Source organism: Bifidobacterium tibiigranuli (assembly GCF_009371885.1).
In the GTDB taxonomy this organism is placed as follows: domain Bacteria; phylum Actinomycetota; class Actinomycetes; order Actinomycetales; family Bifidobacteriaceae; genus Bifidobacterium; species Bifidobacterium tibiigranuli.
Genome location: NZ_QLZA01000012.1, coordinates 63,375 through 77,778, shown reverse-complemented (window position 1 = coordinate 77,778; position 14,404 = coordinate 63,375). Strand labels below are relative to the sequence as shown.

14 protein-coding genes, 1 tRNA gene and 1 pseudogene are annotated in these 14,404 nt (G+C 59.6%); 12 read left to right on the top strand and 4 right to left on the bottom strand.

Going from position 1 to position 14,404, the window contains the following annotated elements; genetic code table 11:
- Positions 1–13: 13 nt before the first annotated feature.
- The 7 genes and pseudogenes from tsaE to DDF78_RS10570 all read left to right on the top strand — a co-directional run bounded on the left by tsaE (position 14) and on the right by DDF78_RS10570 (position 4,847).
- Positions 14–700 carry a tRNA (adenosine(37)-N6)-threonylcarbamoyltransferase complex ATPase subunit type 1 TsaE gene (tsaE, locus tag DDF78_RS10600; RefSeq protein ID WP_152581716.1) on the top strand — a complete coding sequence of 229 codons (687 nt, stop codon included), beginning with the start codon at positions 14–16 and terminating at the stop codon, positions 698–700.
- Positions 697–1,653, top strand: coding sequence for a tRNA (adenosine(37)-N6)-threonylcarbamoyltransferase complex dimerization subunit type 1 TsaB (gene tsaB / locus DDF78_RS10595; protein WP_152581650.1), 957 nt, complete (start codon positions 697–699; stop codon positions 1,651–1,653). The genes tsaE and tsaB overlap by 4 nt, the downstream gene beginning before the upstream one ends.
- Positions 1,653–2,333 (top strand): annotated as a pseudogene (gene rimI, locus DDF78_RS10590) (ribosomal protein S18-alanine N-acetyltransferase); the annotation flags it as partial. The gene tsaB and the pseudogene rimI, both read left to right, overlap by 1 nt.
- 128 nt (positions 2,334–2,461) lie before the next feature.
- Positions 2,462–3,505, top strand: a complete 1,044-nt coding sequence (gene tsaD, locus DDF78_RS10585) for a tRNA (adenosine(37)-N6)-threonylcarbamoyltransferase complex transferase subunit TsaD (RefSeq protein WP_152581652.1) — start codon at positions 2,462–2,464, stop codon at positions 3,503–3,505.
- A gap of 196 nt (positions 3,506–3,701) precedes the next feature.
- Positions 3,702–3,774, top strand: a tRNA-Asn gene (locus DDF78_RS10580).
- 96 nt (positions 3,775–3,870) lie between these two features.
- A complete protein-coding gene (locus DDF78_RS10575) occupies positions 3,871–4,062 on the top strand; it encodes an antitoxin VbhA family protein (protein ID WP_152581653.1) in 192 nt (63 codons plus the stop codon).
- Positions 4,059–4,847 carry a Fic/DOC family protein gene (locus DDF78_RS10570; RefSeq protein ID WP_152581654.1) on the top strand — a complete coding sequence of 263 codons (789 nt, stop codon included), beginning with the start codon at positions 4,059–4,061 and terminating at the stop codon, positions 4,845–4,847. Before DDF78_RS10575 ends, DDF78_RS10570 begins: the two co-directional genes overlap by 4 nt.
- A 203-nt stretch (positions 4,848–5,050) precedes the next feature.
- Here the strand turns inward: DDF78_RS10570 and DDF78_RS10565 are convergent, their stop codons facing one another.
- Complete coding sequence (locus DDF78_RS10565; RefSeq protein ID WP_152581655.1) at positions 5,051–5,512, bottom strand: DUF8821 family protein; 462 nt, start codon at positions 5,510–5,512, stop codon at positions 5,051–5,053.
- Positions 5,513–5,804: 292 nt separating this feature from the next.
- Here DDF78_RS10565 and DDF78_RS10560 point away from each other — a divergent pair, with 292 nt between their 5' ends.
- The 3 genes from DDF78_RS10560 to DDF78_RS10550 all read left to right on the top strand — a co-directional run bounded on the left by DDF78_RS10560 (position 5,805) and on the right by DDF78_RS10550 (position 7,989).
- The gene (locus tag DDF78_RS10560) at positions 5,805–6,503 is read left to right on the top strand and encodes a GNAT family N-acetyltransferase (RefSeq protein ID WP_152581656.1); all 699 of its coding nucleotides are present in this window, start codon (positions 5,805–5,807) and stop codon (positions 6,501–6,503) included.
- A gap of 179 nt (positions 6,504–6,682) precedes the next feature.
- On the top strand, positions 6,683–6,946 hold the full coding sequence (locus tag DDF78_RS10555; RefSeq protein ID WP_152581657.1) for a hypothetical protein: 264 nt from the start codon (positions 6,683–6,685) through the stop codon (positions 6,944–6,946).
- A gap of 203 nt (positions 6,947–7,149) precedes the next feature.
- Positions 7,150–7,989 (top strand): SDR family NAD(P)-dependent oxidoreductase, encoded by an 840-nt coding sequence (locus DDF78_RS10550; protein ID WP_152581658.1) that lies wholly within the window; start codon positions 7,150–7,152, stop codon positions 7,987–7,989.
- A gap of 57 nt (positions 7,990–8,046) precedes the next feature.
- Here DDF78_RS10550 and DDF78_RS10545 read toward each other — a convergent pair whose 3' ends face one another.
- The 3 genes from DDF78_RS10545 to DDF78_RS10535 all read right to left on the bottom strand — a co-directional run bounded on the left by DDF78_RS10545 (position 8,047) and on the right by DDF78_RS10535 (position 11,470).
- Entirely contained in the window at positions 8,047–8,811 is a 765-nt protein-coding gene (locus DDF78_RS10545; RefSeq protein ID WP_152581659.1) for a MerR family transcriptional regulator, read from the bottom strand.
- A 140-nt stretch (positions 8,812–8,951) separates the two neighbouring features.
- Positions 8,952–10,400 carry a glutamate decarboxylase gene (gene gad, locus DDF78_RS10540; RefSeq protein ID WP_152581660.1) on the bottom strand — a complete coding sequence of 483 codons (1,449 nt, stop codon included), beginning with the start codon at positions 10,398–10,400 and terminating at the stop codon, positions 8,952–8,954.
- 158 nt (positions 10,401–10,558) lie between these two features.
- A complete protein-coding gene (locus tag DDF78_RS10535; protein WP_202613274.1) occupies positions 10,559–11,470 on the bottom strand; it encodes a DMT family transporter in 912 nt (303 codons plus the stop codon).
- A gap of 161 nt (positions 11,471–11,631) precedes the next feature.
- On the opposite strand from DDF78_RS10535, the gene DDF78_RS12155 reads away from it, so the two are divergent.
- Together DDF78_RS12155 and DDF78_RS10525 are read left to right on the top strand one after the other, a co-directional pair.
- Positions 11,632–12,375, top strand: coding sequence for a M23 family metallopeptidase (locus DDF78_RS12155; RefSeq protein ID WP_237564651.1), 744 nt, complete (start codon positions 11,632–11,634; stop codon positions 12,373–12,375).
- A 133-nt stretch (positions 12,376–12,508) separates the two neighbouring features.
- The gene (locus DDF78_RS10525; RefSeq protein WP_152581661.1) at positions 12,509–14,341 is read left to right on the top strand and encodes an AMP-dependent synthetase/ligase; all 1,833 of its coding nucleotides are present in this window, start codon (positions 12,509–12,511) and stop codon (positions 14,339–14,341) included.
- Positions 14,342–14,404 lie beyond the last annotated feature (63 nt).

Sequence of the window (14,404 nt, the reverse complement as noted above, 5' to 3'; positions counted from 1 at the left end):
ATCCCAGCCGGTTATGCTGCGCGTCCCCACGCCTGAAGGCATGCGGGCGCTGGGCCGATGCATCGCCGGCATGACGCGCGGCGGCGATGTCATATTGCTGTCAGGGCCATTGGGCGCTGGTAAAACCACTTTCGCACAAGGCTTCGGCGCCGGTTTAGGCATAGCCGGGCCCATCGTGTCGCCGACCTTCACCATCGCCCGCGAGATGGACGGCCATTTCGCCGATGGCAGCCCTGCCCACTGCGTGCATGTCGACGCCTATCGTCTTGGCGGCGAACGCTTCGCCCCGGGGCAGAACAGCATTAACGCCCTGCTGGATGAGTTGGAATCGCTAGGGCTTGACGAGGAGCTTGAAGACCCGGGCGAGCGCACGGTGGTGCTTATGGAATGGGGGGAGCAGATGGTTGCCGCGCTGGCCCCGGAACGCTTGGAAATCCGCATCGGACGTGGCAGTGGTACGGATTCGAATGCGGATTCAGGCATCAATGACGGTGTGCCTTCGCAAGATTCCGCCGATTCGCAGGAGCTGAGCGAGAATGGCGGGCGCATCGTCACGTTGACGCCGGTCGGAGAACGGTGGAATGCTGTACGGCTCGATGCTGAATGTTCCAACACAGCGCTTTCCAGTGCCGGTTGTACGCTCATCGATGGCAATGCACTGTTCATGAGAACTCAGGGTGCTATGGAGGAACGGCTATGACGAATACTGTGGTGATCGACACCTCATACGGTTCGACGGTGGGCGTCGTCGGCCATGAGCCTGTTGCCGAACATGATTCACGTACGCATGTGGAGCGTCTTCAGGTCGATATCGCCACAGCAATCGAGGAAGCAGGTCTGCGTTCATCTGATATCGAACGCATCGTCGTGGGCATTGGCCCGGCTCCGTTCACCGGATTGCGCGCAGGCATCGTGACTGCCAAGGCGCTCGCCTTTGCCACGGCTGCTGAGCTGCTCGGGCAGGATGCGCTGAGCGTGCAGGCGGATATGATGGCAGCATACTATCGCGGCGAGTTCTCGTTCCCTGATTCCATTGAGGTTGCCGCGGCTCCTGCGGCCGAGCAAGGCGCAGCAGCCGAGACGCTGGCAGCGCCGGCACTGGTTTCGCATGCGACGCTGGCCGTCAATGACGCCCGTCGCAAGCAGCTGTATTTCACGCTGATAGCCGATGACGGCGGTGTGCCATCCGACCAACCGCATGGCGACGGACATGGCAACCGCAAAGTGCTGGTTGACATGGATATCGACTATCCGCAGCGCATCGCCGAGCGGGTCAATGCGGCCATCGCGCAGCACGACAGTCTTTCGGGTATACATACGATGGTCGATGTCGTCGGCCACGGCGCTGCAAAATATGCCGAAAGCTGGTCGGCGCTGTCTCATCTTGGCATGGTACTTGACGCCTCCGTGCTGGACATGGGCGCGCCTGGCTTGACTTGGTATGCCGAGCATGCTCATGAGAACAGGGGAGTGACGCGAGCCGGCAGCGATGGCAATGCCGATGGCGGCACAATCGCAGATTCCTATACGAATCACCGTGCGATTTCCCCGACTGACGCAATCGAGCCGCTCTACCTGCGCCGTCCGGACGTCTCGGTGCCCAGCCCGCTAAAGCATGTGCTCCACCATGCCGGTGCCGAGTGGGCCGAGTGATGATAACTGGTATCGATGCGTTTGATCGCGATGTGCTAGTAGGGCGCATCGCGCAGCTGGAGCGTGAGCTGTTCGGCCGCGGCGCATGGAGCGAGGAGGCCGTCCGCGAGGAGCTGAGTGCCCCCGCTCGCACCTATGTCATCGATATTCCCGATGATGCTGTGTCATCGGCGGCGGCAGATGCTTCCAACGCAGCGTCGCGGAACGTCACGGATACGGCTGAGGCTACTGATGTGACGGCTGCTGCTGCGGGTGCTGGGCAGGCAACGCCGGCAGAACAGGCTATGGCGTCGACTTCGCAGACAGCGCCAGCACCGCCCATTCGCGGCTATGCAGGCTACTGGTATGACGGCGACGATGCCGAACTCATGACTATCGGAGTGGGCGAGGAATACCAACGCCAAGGCATTGCGAACCGCATGCTTCGCTGGCTGATTGAGGATGCCCGTATGCGAGGGGCGAGGCGCATGCTGCTCGAAGTCCGCATCGACAATGAACCGGCGCTGTCGCTGTATCATCAGCTGGGATTCACGAGGCTGGGCTTGCGACGGCGGTACTATCAGCCTGAAAATATCGATGCGTATACGATGAGCTTGGAGCTGCGGCCGCATATCGTGGGATTCCAAACGATGCATGCAGCACGTTCGCATACGGACAGCATAGGGAACGCCATGTCCGAGAGCTGCGACAATCTTGACAGTCGCGGAACCACAGGGCAGGCGATGACAACAACCGCAATCGGCACGCATATGATGAACCGCGAAACGAACCGCCTCACAACAGGCCGGATGCAGAAAGAGGAAGAACGATGAGCGAACCCGTGGTGCTGGGCATCGAGTCCACATGCGACGAAACGGCTGCAGCCGTCGTGAGAGGCCGCACACTGGTCTCGAACGTCGTGGCCTCCTCGATGGACGAGCATGCGCGCTACGGCGGTGTGATTCCCGAAATTGCCTCGCGCGCGCACGCCGAGGCCTTCGTGCCGGTCGTCTCCAAGGCGCTGGCCGATGCCGATATGACATTGTCGGACATTGATGCGATCGCCGTATCCGCAGGTCCTGGCCTCGCCGGGTGCCTCGCGGTGGGCGTATCCGGTGCCAAGGCGCTGGCGTGGGCCGCAAACAAGCCGATCTACGGCATCAACCACGTCATCGGTCATATCGCTGTGACGCAGCTGCAATTCGGTGGTTTCCCGCCTGATGTGCTTGCGCTGATTGTTTCAGGCGGGCATACCTCGCTGCTGCACGTCACCGACGTGGCGCGGCATGTGGATGTGGTCGGCACCACGCTGGACGATGCGGCGGGGGAGTGCTTCGACAAAGTAGCCCGGCTGCTCGGCTTCCCCTACCCGGGCGGCCCGCATATCGACAAGCATGCGCAAAACGGTGACCCCAAGGCCATTAAGGTGCCGCAAGGCCTGACGCAAGGCAGGGCGGGGCGCGAGCATCCGTACGATTTCAGCTTCTCCGGCGTCAAAACCGCTGTGGCCCGTTGGATTGAGCAGCAGCAGGATGCAGGGCGCGAGATTCCAGTAGACGACGTGTGCGCGTCCCTGGCTGATTCCGTTGCCACCGTGCTGGCGAACAAGGCCATTCGCGGCTGCGAGCAATACGATTCCGGCACGCTGATCGTAGGCGGCGGATTCTCCGCGAATTCACAGCTACGCGCCAAACTGCTCGAAGTCGGGGCCGAACATGGCATCGAAGTGCGCATACCGCAGCTGAAGCTGTGCACCGACAACGGCGCCATGGTCGCTATGCTCGGCGTCAACCTCGTTGAGACGGGAGTAGCCCCTTCCGCGCCTGATTTCCCCATCGACTCTGCCATGCCTATGAACGTCATCAGCGTGTGAGGCACATGCGCGGCGCGGCGAGGCGTGGGCTGGACGCGGCTTTGTTTGGTCTGTATGTCTGTACGGTCTGCGGCTCGATACTGGCGACAAGGGCAGCAGGGGCGACACGCCGTGCAGCCAACAAGTTGCATCATTGTGATTTATGTATAAAATAAATGTCTTGTGCGCGGCGCAAAAACCAAGCACAAGCGAGTATTCCCGCATAGCTCAGTTGGCAGAGCGTTCGACTGTTAATCGAAATGTCGCTGGTTCAAGCCCAGCTGCGGGAGCTTCACGGCCGCCGGTTCTCCGGCGGCCTTTTCCATATCTATGCCCACCTGATGTATACACGGTAAAATAAACATGAAAACCGGAAGGAGCTGATTATGCCAGCACAATTGACCAAAGAGCAGCTTGCAGAAAATGTGTATCAGTCCGTGCATTCCGTAGAGATGGAGGGCGGCAGTGTCAGCCCGGAGTTCATGGCTGAGGCCAGGGAATATGTGAACGGCCGAATTAATGTCGACCAGTGGAAAGAGCAGATCAAGAACAGGCTGAAGGCGAAGTACGCACGATGAGCCCGTTCGATGCGCCGCTCGACCCGTATCTCATTCCCGGCACCCGGGTGCTGAAGAATCTTCTGGGCGCCAAGACTCATGAGGAGCTAGCTGATTACGAGAATGAGCTGTCCGCCGCAGGCGCTGTCCTCATTCGCGAAAACCCTCCATGCGCCGAAGGCACGGTGGGGCAGCTGTGTTGGATTCATAGCATGCTGTTCAAAGACATCTACCCGTGGGCGGGCGAACTGCGTACAATCAACATGTCGAAAGGCGACGGGCAGCCGTTCCACTATGTGGAGCGCATGGATATGGGCATCGCGTACTGCGAAGGAACACTGCGCGACGACAAACTGTTCAGGGGCATGTCCCGTAATCAGCTGATCGAGCGGCTGAGTGTGAACTACGACAACTTCAACACCTTGCATCCGTTCCGCGAAGGTAACGGTCGCACACAGCGCATATTCTGGGAGCTCGTGTTGCATGACGCCGGCTGGCACTTTGACTGGGGACTGGTAAACAGGCAGATTAACGACGCTGCTTCCATTACCGCGATGGAGAATCTGGACTATTCGAAGCTCGAAAGCATGTTCGATACGGTTGTCAAGCCGCTGGACAAGCCGTTGCTCGCTGGCCCCGATTTGCGCATGCTGTCGGACGGCGAGTACCGGACGCAGCCGAACGTCAGTCGCAATCTCACTGCAGAAGAATACCAGCGACTCGACAAAAAATACTTACGAGAGCCAAGCAATCCAAAAAAGACAAAAAGTGACAATGAGCTCTTCAATTCCGAGATGACCGAGTAAGCCACGGCGCACATGATGGGGTGCGGCGGAAAGCTACTCTGGAAACGGTTCCGTCGATGCAGACGAAAGTTGTCAGACACAGCCGAAAGTCCGTCATGCGCTCAGCGCTCAAGGCTACCAGCGCCCCGACAGTAGGCGTTCACAAGGAGCGCGAAGAGCCCTGCGCCACGGGCGAATTCAGTATTCTCAACTCGATGCACAGCTCAGTATTCGCCCTTGATGACGAAATACGAGCCTCGAATGGTGCCTGCCAGTTTGGACTTCTGCCGGGCGAATTTGAAGGCACCGAGTTTTTCGGGCACATCCATCCCTTCGGAGAGCTTGAAACCGACCGCTCGTTTGCCGCCATCCTCAACCGCGTACATCACATTGACCGCCAATCCATCCTGGTAGAACACGTACGCCATCTTGAGCCCGGCAATCTCGAAACGCGATGTTTCCAACGGTTTGGCTGACAGCTCGATGCCGCGCTCCTCCTTGAGGATATGACTGACATAGGCAACGGTCTCTTGGCTTTCCTCAACTGGTTCAACGGCGAAATGATGCTGATACTTATTCCAGTAGTAGCGCGCCTCGCTCGCCCGCAAGCCCGCGAGCGCCTGGGCGACGGGCGAGGAATCCAAGCCGTCGGTGGTCACATGTGCAAAATTGATTATGGTAGACATAAGAAGTCTGAATCCTTTTGATCGCGGCGATGCCTGGTATTTCACGTATCGTGTAGTTTTCACGTCACGTATTGTGCTGTGGTCCGGTTGCCAAGCCGGCCGCAGTGGCTCATATGCTCATATGGTTACAGAAATTGTAAGCACAACAGATAGTATGGATTAATGAAGGTGATTGCGTCGACAGCGAATATTCTGGATGTTGACGCCGAGGCAGCCGCCAGCATCAAGCGCGTCCGCTGACATGATTAGGCTTGGGACCATCCGCCCGCCGCATCTTTAAGGAGCCCAGCATATGCCCGTCAATGAATATGGCCAGCAGATCGGTCAGGCGCTGCCCGGCTGGACGCCCCGCCCTCGGCCGGCGCGCGAGACGTTGGAAGGACGCTACTGCCGATTGGAGCCGCTCGCGGCTGAGCGGCATGCGGCGGGACTGTTCGCCGCCTATCAGCCTGCTGGCGGTGCCCTGTGGACCTACCTTGGGATCGGTCCGTTCGCCGACGAGGCCGAGTATGCGCGTTATGTGCGATCGGTCGAGGATTCCGCCGATCCGTTGTTCTTTGCCGTCATCGACCAAGCTGACGGCGCCCCGGTCGGCACGCTCTCCTTGCAGCGGCAGGATTCGGAGAGCGGGGTCATCGAGATCGGATGGGTCGCTTTCTCGTTGCGAATGCAGCACACTCGGCTGTCCACCGAAGCGCACGCCTTGCTCCTTGCACTCGTCTTCGACCGGCTCGGATATCGGCGGTGCGAGTGGAAGTGCGACAGTCTGAACGGTCCTTCGCGGCATGCGGCCGAACGGCTCGGCTTCGTGCACGAGGGAACCTTCCGCAGCGCGCATGTGTACAAGCAGCGCAGCCGAGACACCGATTGGCTGGCGATAACTGACACCGATTGGCCTAGGTGCCGGGCCGCTCTGGATGCCTGGCTGTCGCCGGACAATTTCGATGCCGAGGGACGGCAGCGCTTGGCGCTGAATGAATGCCGAGCTTAGGGACAGAAGGTATTTAGCGAGACGAGGGTTGCCGAGCCGATTCAGCTCGGCAAGGCCCTGTACCCACGACTCCATATGAGAAACCCCGACGATGCTCAGCGGCGGCTGTTACCCTAGAAGGTAAGGTGCAGAACAAACCCAAAGACGTGCGATTGTTCAACATGATCCAAGGAGTTGACGTGGGAGATTCCAAGCATCAAGAAAACCATGCGATGAAGCAGAAGCATAGGAGGGCGCTGCTGGTCTGCCATATTCTCGCATTGCTGATGATTCTGGCGGGACTCATGTGTGTGGGAAGCAGTTTTGTCTCGGCGTGTCTTCATCCGGAACAAATAACAAGTTTCCCGCAATATGTGTACTTCTTTCAGATTGTCCCATTCGCGCTCGGGGCAGCCGCCATCGAAACCATAGCCCTCGTGCTGCGGCGATGGTGCAAGATGTGAGTATGCGCTGAGTATGTGCGTAGGAATGCGCCCATAGGGTAACGACTATCCTGCGGGCACAGGGCCAACACAAGAGGCGGCAGAGTACAAGTTGAATTTTGCATAAGGCATAGCATCAGCGTTCATTCCCGCTTGTTACGATAGGGACAGTATCAAACCGAACTGTCAGGTTCGGCTTCACGACTCGTAGAACGCTGACGCATATGACCGATCTTTCCGCTCAAACCATCGTAATCACCGGTGCCAGTGACGGCATCGGGGCGGCGGCGAGCCGTCAGCTCGCCACGAGCGGCGCACGGCTGATTCTGGTCGGGCGCTCGTCGCAGAAGACCAAAGCGGTCGCCGACAGCATCGGGGCCGAATACCACATCGCCGATTACACCCGGCTGGATGATGTGCGTAGACTCGCCTCCGAGCTGCAGTCGAGCTGTGAACGCATCGATGTGCTGGCGAACAACGCGGGCGGCATGTTCTCCGGCCCCATCACTACTGCGGACGGCTTCGAGAAGACCTTCCAAGTCAATCATCTCGCTTCATTCCTGCTCACGTTCCTGCTTAAGGATCTGCTGGTGAGCAGCCACGCCTCCGTCATCAACACGTCGAGCATCGCGGCCCGCATGTATGGCAACCTCGACATCGACGATTTGAACACCTGGCACGGCTTCACCGCCAATAGGGCGTACGGCAATGCCAAGCTCGCCAATATTCTGTTTACGAAGGGCCTGCACGAGCGCTTCCACGAATCTGGCCTGTCGGCAGTCGCCTTCCACCCAGGCGTGGTTGCCACGAATTTCGCAGCCAACTCCGACAACTACATGCAACAGATTTACCACAGCGTGTTGCGCAGATTCCTGAGTACGCCCGACCAAGGCGGCGCACGTCTGCGGCATTTCATCGCAGGGCAGCCCGGTGAAACGTGGCAATCGGGCGAATACTACATCTCGCCCCGCAGAATCGGCCGCACGAATCCGATGGCCTCCGACTCGAACATCATCCGCGAGCATTGGCAGCGCAGCTGCGCCATGCTCGGCATCGAGTGGTAAAGAACACGAGTGGCAAGAAACATCGAGTGATAAAAAACACGAGCGGTAGGTAGCTTCTCACTCGCCGAGATACGCCAGTAGGGAATCGCGCACGAACTTCGCCCCTTCGACACCGCCGTAGTTGGCGGCGAAGCGTTCGTCGCAGACATACATCTGCGCGAGTCCACGGACATAGTCGCGCATGGCACTGTCTTGCGCCGAGTCATGCGCCGGAGTACCGGGAATCGAACTCAGCCATGCGATATGCCGACGAGCCAGATTCTGCGCCTGCGCGGAGTCCGGAGCGATATTCGGGTCCTGCGCTGCGGCGATCCATCCCTGATTGAGTGATGCGAGCTGGCGCTTCCAGTCGTCTTTTTCGGCGTCCTTCATCGCATTCCACCATGCATCAGACCGTTGGTACGCATCCTTGCCCCAGCGCCGCTCTACCTCGTCCTTGTAATCGGCGTGCCGGTCAAAGCCGTCGAACATCGTATCCGTCATCAGTGTTCCTCCTTGTTGCACACTCGCCAGAGTCCGTTCGACTGCGGCGATCTGTTCGGTCAAGCGCTGCTGCTCGCGGCGCAGAAGCTGCACATGTGTTTTCATCGCGGACGCCACGTCGCTCTGATGATCAAGGATTGTCGCGATTTGGCGCAGGCCGAATCCCAGTTCCCTGAGCAGCAGGATCCGCTGCAATCGAACCAGCGCCGCATCATCGTAGAAGCGATAACCATTGGTTCCAACGCTGCTGGGCGGCAGTAGCCCGATAGCGTCATAGTGCCGCAGCGTGCGGGTGCTGATGCCCGCTAACTTCGCCACATCATGTGCTGAATGCTCCATGCTGCCCACCGTATGCGTTGACGCTGCGTCACAGTCAAATCGGCGTGTTGACGATGAAATATCAGTCAGTCGAAAAACACATGATGTGGGTAAGCGCACGGAGATGCGGGTGTATGTTCGATGCTTCTATCCTTGCAAAATCAGTGGTGGAAGCCGGAATGCTGCGATTCGGAGGGCATGGGGGCTTTCAACCCGTCCAGATAGTTGACGGCCGTGCGCAGATCTTCGAGGAACGCATCGGCCAGGTCGTGGCTGAAACCGTCGCGCACCACGATGCGCTGAACGGTCACATCGGTCAGGTCGGCGGGCAGGGGATAGGCGGGGACCAGCCAGCCCTTCATACGCAGTCGGTCCTGCAGGTCGTACAGATCCCATTTGCGCTCGGGGCGTTCGCTCAGCGTCCATGCGAAGACGGGAATGTCCGACCCGTCGTTCCACAGCGTGAAATCGTCCATCTTGCCGATTTGTGCTGACACATAGGTGGCCACATCGTGCAAGGTCTGTTGGACGCGCCGGTAGCCGTCGAAGCCCAGGCGCAGGAACATGTAGTACTGCAGCAGCACCTGCGTTCCGGGGCGGGAGAAGTTCAGCGCGAAGGTCGGCATGTCGCCGCCGAGATAGCTCACGGTGAACACAAGGTCGCTGGGCAGCCATTCCTTGCTGCGCCACAGCGCCCACCCCAGCCCGGGATACACCAGGCCATACTTATGGCCCGAAGTATTGATCGAGACGACGCGCTCGATGCGGAAGTCCCATTCGAGTTCAGGCTGGATGAACGGGGCGATCATGCCGCCCGAAGCCGCGTCCACATGGATTTTGATATCAAGCCCGGTCGTGCGCTGGATCTCGTCAAGCGCCGCCGCGATACGCTTGACCGGCTCGTACATGCCCGTGTAGGTCACGCCCATGATAGCCACCACGCCGATGGTGTTCTCATCGACATAGCGTGCCAGATCACTGCCGTCGAAGACCTTGTGCTCCCTGCTGATCGGCACGTAGCGCGGCTCGACGTCGAAGTAGTTGCAGAACTTCTCCCAGCACACCTGCACGGCGCTGCTCATCACCAGATTCGGACGATCGGCAGGCTTTCCCGCCGCCTTGCGCTCATGCTGCCAACGGCGCTTCAGGGCCAGCCCGCCCAGCATGCAGGCCTCCGAGGAGCCGACCGTGGATGTGCCGATCGCCTTGCCTGGATCCGGCGCATGCCATAGGTCGGCGAGCATGGTCCAGCAATGCGTCTCGATCTCGGCGGTTTTGGGATACTCGTCCTTGTCGATCATGTTCTTGTCGGCGGACTCAAGATACAGCCGGTTGGCGCGCTCGTCCATCCACGTTCCCACGAAGGTGGCGAGATTCAGACGCGCATTGCCGTCGAGCATCGCCTCGTCATGCACCACCTGGTACGCGGTTTCGGGAAGGCTTTCGCTTTGGGGCATATGCGATTTGGAGAATGCCGTGGCCTCTTCAGGGCGTGCGAAGATCGGATTGATCTCGGTGCTGCCGATGTCGTCACCAGCATCTTTGAAAGCCTTGAAATCTTTGAAACTTTTGGGATTTTTGAAATTGCCTGCGGGATGCCTTCTAGCCATCGTCCATCTCCTTAGCGGCACGATGTGCGCCCGGCCGGAAGCGCGGGCGAATCGTGGTCGTACGATGCATTGTAGCCGATTCGCATGGGCGCTACGGGGACATGACGACGCCGAAAGCTGGCCGTTCGGTGCCTGTTCAGCACCTGGTCAGCATCCGCTCAGTCCCGCAGCAACGGCGGCGACTTTCGATAGGCGATGAACTGGATGAAGGTCACGGCGATGACCATGGCGATGCCGACGATGCCGTACCAGTTGAATGACGTGCCTAGGAACAGGAATCCGAGAATCGCAGCGGACAGCGGCTCGATGGCGCCAAGGATGCTGGCCGTGGTCGCCTCAATGTACTTCAGACTTTGCAGATACAGCAGGAATGCCGCCATCGTGCCGAAAACAACGATAAATGACACTTCCAGCGCCCCGATTGCATCCAGCTGCACATGCTGAGTCCACGGTCGGAATATCGCCTGCGTGATCAGGCCGCCGAACAGCATCGACCAGCCCACGACCGGCAGCGCGCCGTAGCGCAGCAGCAGTCCGCGAGGCAGCAGCGTGTAGGCTGCCGCGCCAACCGCTGCGAGCAGCCCCCAAACGATTGCCGCAGACGGCACTGCCAGCGTGTTGACATTGCCTTGGGTGACGATAAGCGCGGTTCCTGCGACCGCGACAATCACGGACAGCGTGTCAAGCTTGCCCGGCAGTCGCAGGTTGCGCAGCGAAAGCAGCAGAATGATCATGACAGGGGAGAGGTATTGCAGAATCGTGGCGGTGGCGGCGTTGCCGGTGCTGATCGCCATGAAATAGGTCAGCTGCACGCTGGTCATGCCGAACACCGTGAAGAGCAGCAGCCGCACAATGCTATGCCAATCGGTGAAGATCGACCATATGTTCTTGCGCAGGCAGATGGCGAATATCAGCAGGAACACCCCGGTGAGCGTCATGCGCACGGCGGTCAGCCAGCCAACGGAAACCTGGGACTGCTCGAACAGATGCTGCGCCACCGTTCCCGAGCTTCCCCACAGAAACGGACTTGCGGACGCCATGAGCAGACCCGCCTTCTTCAAGTTACGCACGCGAATATTGTCGCACGACTCATGGAAGTGCTAACGCGACATGCCCGAGAATGTGGATAACTCCGAGCGTTCGACCACATGACCCTGTTTCAGGTGCTTTGGCGCGAAGGTTTGTGAACAATGGTGAGTGTATAGAATGCCGCGAGCAAAGGAGTGAGGCAATGGACAGGCGCACCACCATACTGAGACGCCAGCGAGCTCAGCGAATCCGACAAGCGATGAAACGGCGCTACCACGAGCGGATCGGCGCAGAACGACGGGACCGGGTGTGGCGTTCGCATATGTTCGCGACGCTTATGGCGGTCGTCTCCGCGGCATCGATGCTGCTGATCGGGCTGGTCCTGCCATCTGGCCGTGCATTGGCAATGGATGCGGGAGCCGCATCGCTGCCGGTTCTGACAACATGCCCTCACGCGGCATCGAACGCTCAAGTAGCTCTGGGCAGTCTGCGCACCATGCCGACCGCCGTGCCTGCGGTGTATTCGGCGGCTCCGCGTCGCTGCCCGATTCGTTTTCTCTGGCCGGTGAAGAACCCCGAGGTCGTCAGAGGTTTCGACAAGCTCGAACACAACTGGGATGCCGGGCACCGGGGAGTCGACTTGCGCACCGAAACGCATGACGAGCTGATAGCGCCGGCTGACGGCGTCATTGCCTTTGCGGGCATCGTGGCCGGCAAATCGGTGGTCACCATACGACATGGCCCTCTGACTTCCACCTTCGAGCCAGCGGTGAGCAACCGTGCCGTAGGCGCAAGCGTCTCGCGCGGCGATGTCTTCGCACAGGTGCAGGGAGAATCGGATCACTGCTCGTCGGAATGCGTCCATTGGGGTCTGAAACGAGGCAAAGGGCAGTATGTGGATCCGGCGGCCATGGTGCGCGGGCGCAGAATCGGTCTGCTGCCGTAATTCTATGGTGCGTAGCAGTAGGAAAGCAGGAAAGGAGGTGAGGCCATGAGCGGGAAATAGCCGAAACGGCGAATTCCGATACCTGCGGGTATCATACGAAAAGACCTATCCATACCTATCGTCAGGGAGAATGATGCAGCAGGAGTTTACGCGTGCCCTTGAGGAGCCGATCGACAGCGACCGGAATCTGTTCTCGATTCTGCAGGAGCGCGCGCAGCGCACACCCAACGATTCGCTGGTCGAATACGCAGGAAAGGACGGCGTCTGGCATTCCTTCACCGCCGCCGAATTCACGCAGAAGGTCATTGAGCTTGCGAAAGGGCTGATTGCGCGCGGCATCATGCCGGGGGATGCAGTGGCCATCATCGCCCATACCTCGTGGCAGTGGACGGCGCTCGATATGGCGATCATGTCCATCGGCGCGCTCACGGTGCCGGTATACGAGACCAACTCGCCTAAGCAGGTGAAGACGATCTTCAATGATGCGAATGTGTGCATGGCCTTCGCCGAGGATGACATGCAGCGCGACAAGATTGAACTGGTTCGCCAGGATTGCCACGCATTGAAGGACATCTACGTCTTCGACTTCGGGGCACTGGACACCATCGCCGCCTTCGGGCGTGGGATAAGCGACGAGGAGTTCAACGAACGAGAGCAGGCGGTCAGGGGTTCGGATCTCGCCACCATCGTCTACACCTCCGGCTCCACGGGCACGCCCAAGGGCATCGAGCTGTCGCATGCGAACTTCATCTTCATCACGCTTTCCGGCGCGCACACCATGCCGGATGTCGTATGCAAACCGGATCAGCCGAATCGCCGGCTGCTGCTGTTCCTGCCGCTGGCACACGTCTTCGCGCGCTATCTGCAGTACGTCTGCTTCGCCGGCAACGTGACGCTCGGCCTGTCCAGCAATCTCAAAACCATTCTCGCCGATTTCGGCGCATTTAAGCCGACGTTCATTCTGGCCGTGCCGCGCATCTTCGAGAAGATCTACAACGCAGCATCCCAGAAGGCGGGGGCCGGACTGACCGGGCGCGTGTTCTCCCGGGCCACCCAGGTCGCACGGGAATGGTCCCGCTTGCAGCAGGCGGGCGAGGCGATGCCGTTGGGATTCAGGCTGAAGCACGCCGTCTACAACAAGCTGGTCTACCGCTCGATCATGGAAGTCTTCGGCGGCAAGGTGGAATACGCGGTGTCGGGCGGCGCTCCTATGGACACCTCAATTTCGCATTTCTTCAATGGCGTCGGGCTGCCGCTGCTTGAGGGATACGGCATGACGGAGACCTGCGCGCCATGCACGGTCAACCCCACACGCGGATACCGCATCGGCACGGTCGGGCTGCCCTTCCAAGGCGTCACTGTCGGCGTGGACGACGAGGGCGAGTTGTGCATCAAAGGTCGTTCGGTATGCGTCGGCTACCATAATCAGCCTGAGGTCACGCGCGAGCAGATCGTCGACGGATGGTTGCATACCGGCGACTTGGGCACGATCGACGCTGATGGCTTCGTCAGGCTGACCGGCCGTAAAAAGGATCTGATCATCACCGCAGGCGGCAAGAACGTCTCGCCGGTTGAGATGGAATCCAGCGTGATGACCTCCCCAGTGGTCAGCCAATGCGTGGTGGTGGGGGATCGTAAGCCCTTCATCGCGGCGATCATCGCGCTCGACTTGGATGAGACCAACCTCTGGCTGAAGGCCGAGGGGGCGAAAGAGATGCAGAGCCTCGACGAGGCCAGCAGGAACCCGATTGTGTACGCCGAAGTGGAACGCGCGGTCAACAAGGCCAACGAGTTGGTCTCGCGGGCCGAGTCCATCCGAAAATTCGAGATTGTGCCCGACGAATTCACCGAGGGCAACGGCATGATCACTCCCAGTCTCAAGGCGAAGCGCCAGGTCATCACCGACCATTACCGCGAGCTGATCGATACCGTGATCTACAAGCCTCGCAAGGCCCAGGAGCTCTGACCAACCAGGCGACTCGACGCATGTGTGCCTTCCGCTGCAACCGTGCAGCGGAAGGCACACATA

Coding starts and splice junctions, on each gene's coding strand:
- tsaE (WP_152581716.1), top strand. CDS start 14: ATGCTGCGCGTCCCCACGCCTGAAGGCATGCGGGCGCTGGGCCGATGC.
- tsaB (WP_152581650.1), top strand. CDS start 697: ATGACGAATACTGTGGTGATCGACACCTCATACGGTTCGACGGTGGGC.
- tsaD (WP_152581652.1), top strand. CDS start 2,462: ATGAGCGAACCCGTGGTGCTGGGCATCGAGTCCACATGCGACGAAACG.
- DDF78_RS10575 (WP_152581653.1), top strand. CDS start 3,871: ATGCCAGCACAATTGACCAAAGAGCAGCTTGCAGAAAATGTGTATCAG.
- DDF78_RS10570 (WP_152581654.1), top strand. CDS start 4,059: ATGAGCCCGTTCGATGCGCCGCTCGACCCGTATCTCATTCCCGGCACC.
- DDF78_RS10565 (WP_152581655.1), bottom strand. CDS start 5,512: ATGTCTACCATAATCAATTTTGCACATGTGACCACCGACGGCTTGGAT.
- DDF78_RS10560 (WP_152581656.1), top strand. CDS start 5,805: ATGCCCGTCAATGAATATGGCCAGCAGATCGGTCAGGCGCTGCCCGGC.
- DDF78_RS10550 (WP_152581658.1), top strand. CDS start 7,150: ATGACCGATCTTTCCGCTCAAACCATCGTAATCACCGGTGCCAGTGAC.
- DDF78_RS10545 (WP_152581659.1), bottom strand. CDS start 8,811: ATGGAGCATTCAGCACATGATGTGGCGAAGTTAGCGGGCATCAGCACC.
- gad (WP_152581660.1), bottom strand. CDS start 10,400: ATGGCTAGAAGGCATCCCGCAGGCAATTTCAAAAATCCCAAAAGTTTC.
- DDF78_RS12155 (WP_237564651.1), top strand. CDS start 11,632: ATGGACAGGCGCACCACCATACTGAGACGCCAGCGAGCTCAGCGAATC.
- DDF78_RS10525 (WP_152581661.1), top strand. CDS start 12,509: ATGCAGCAGGAGTTTACGCGTGCCCTTGAGGAGCCGATCGACAGCGAC.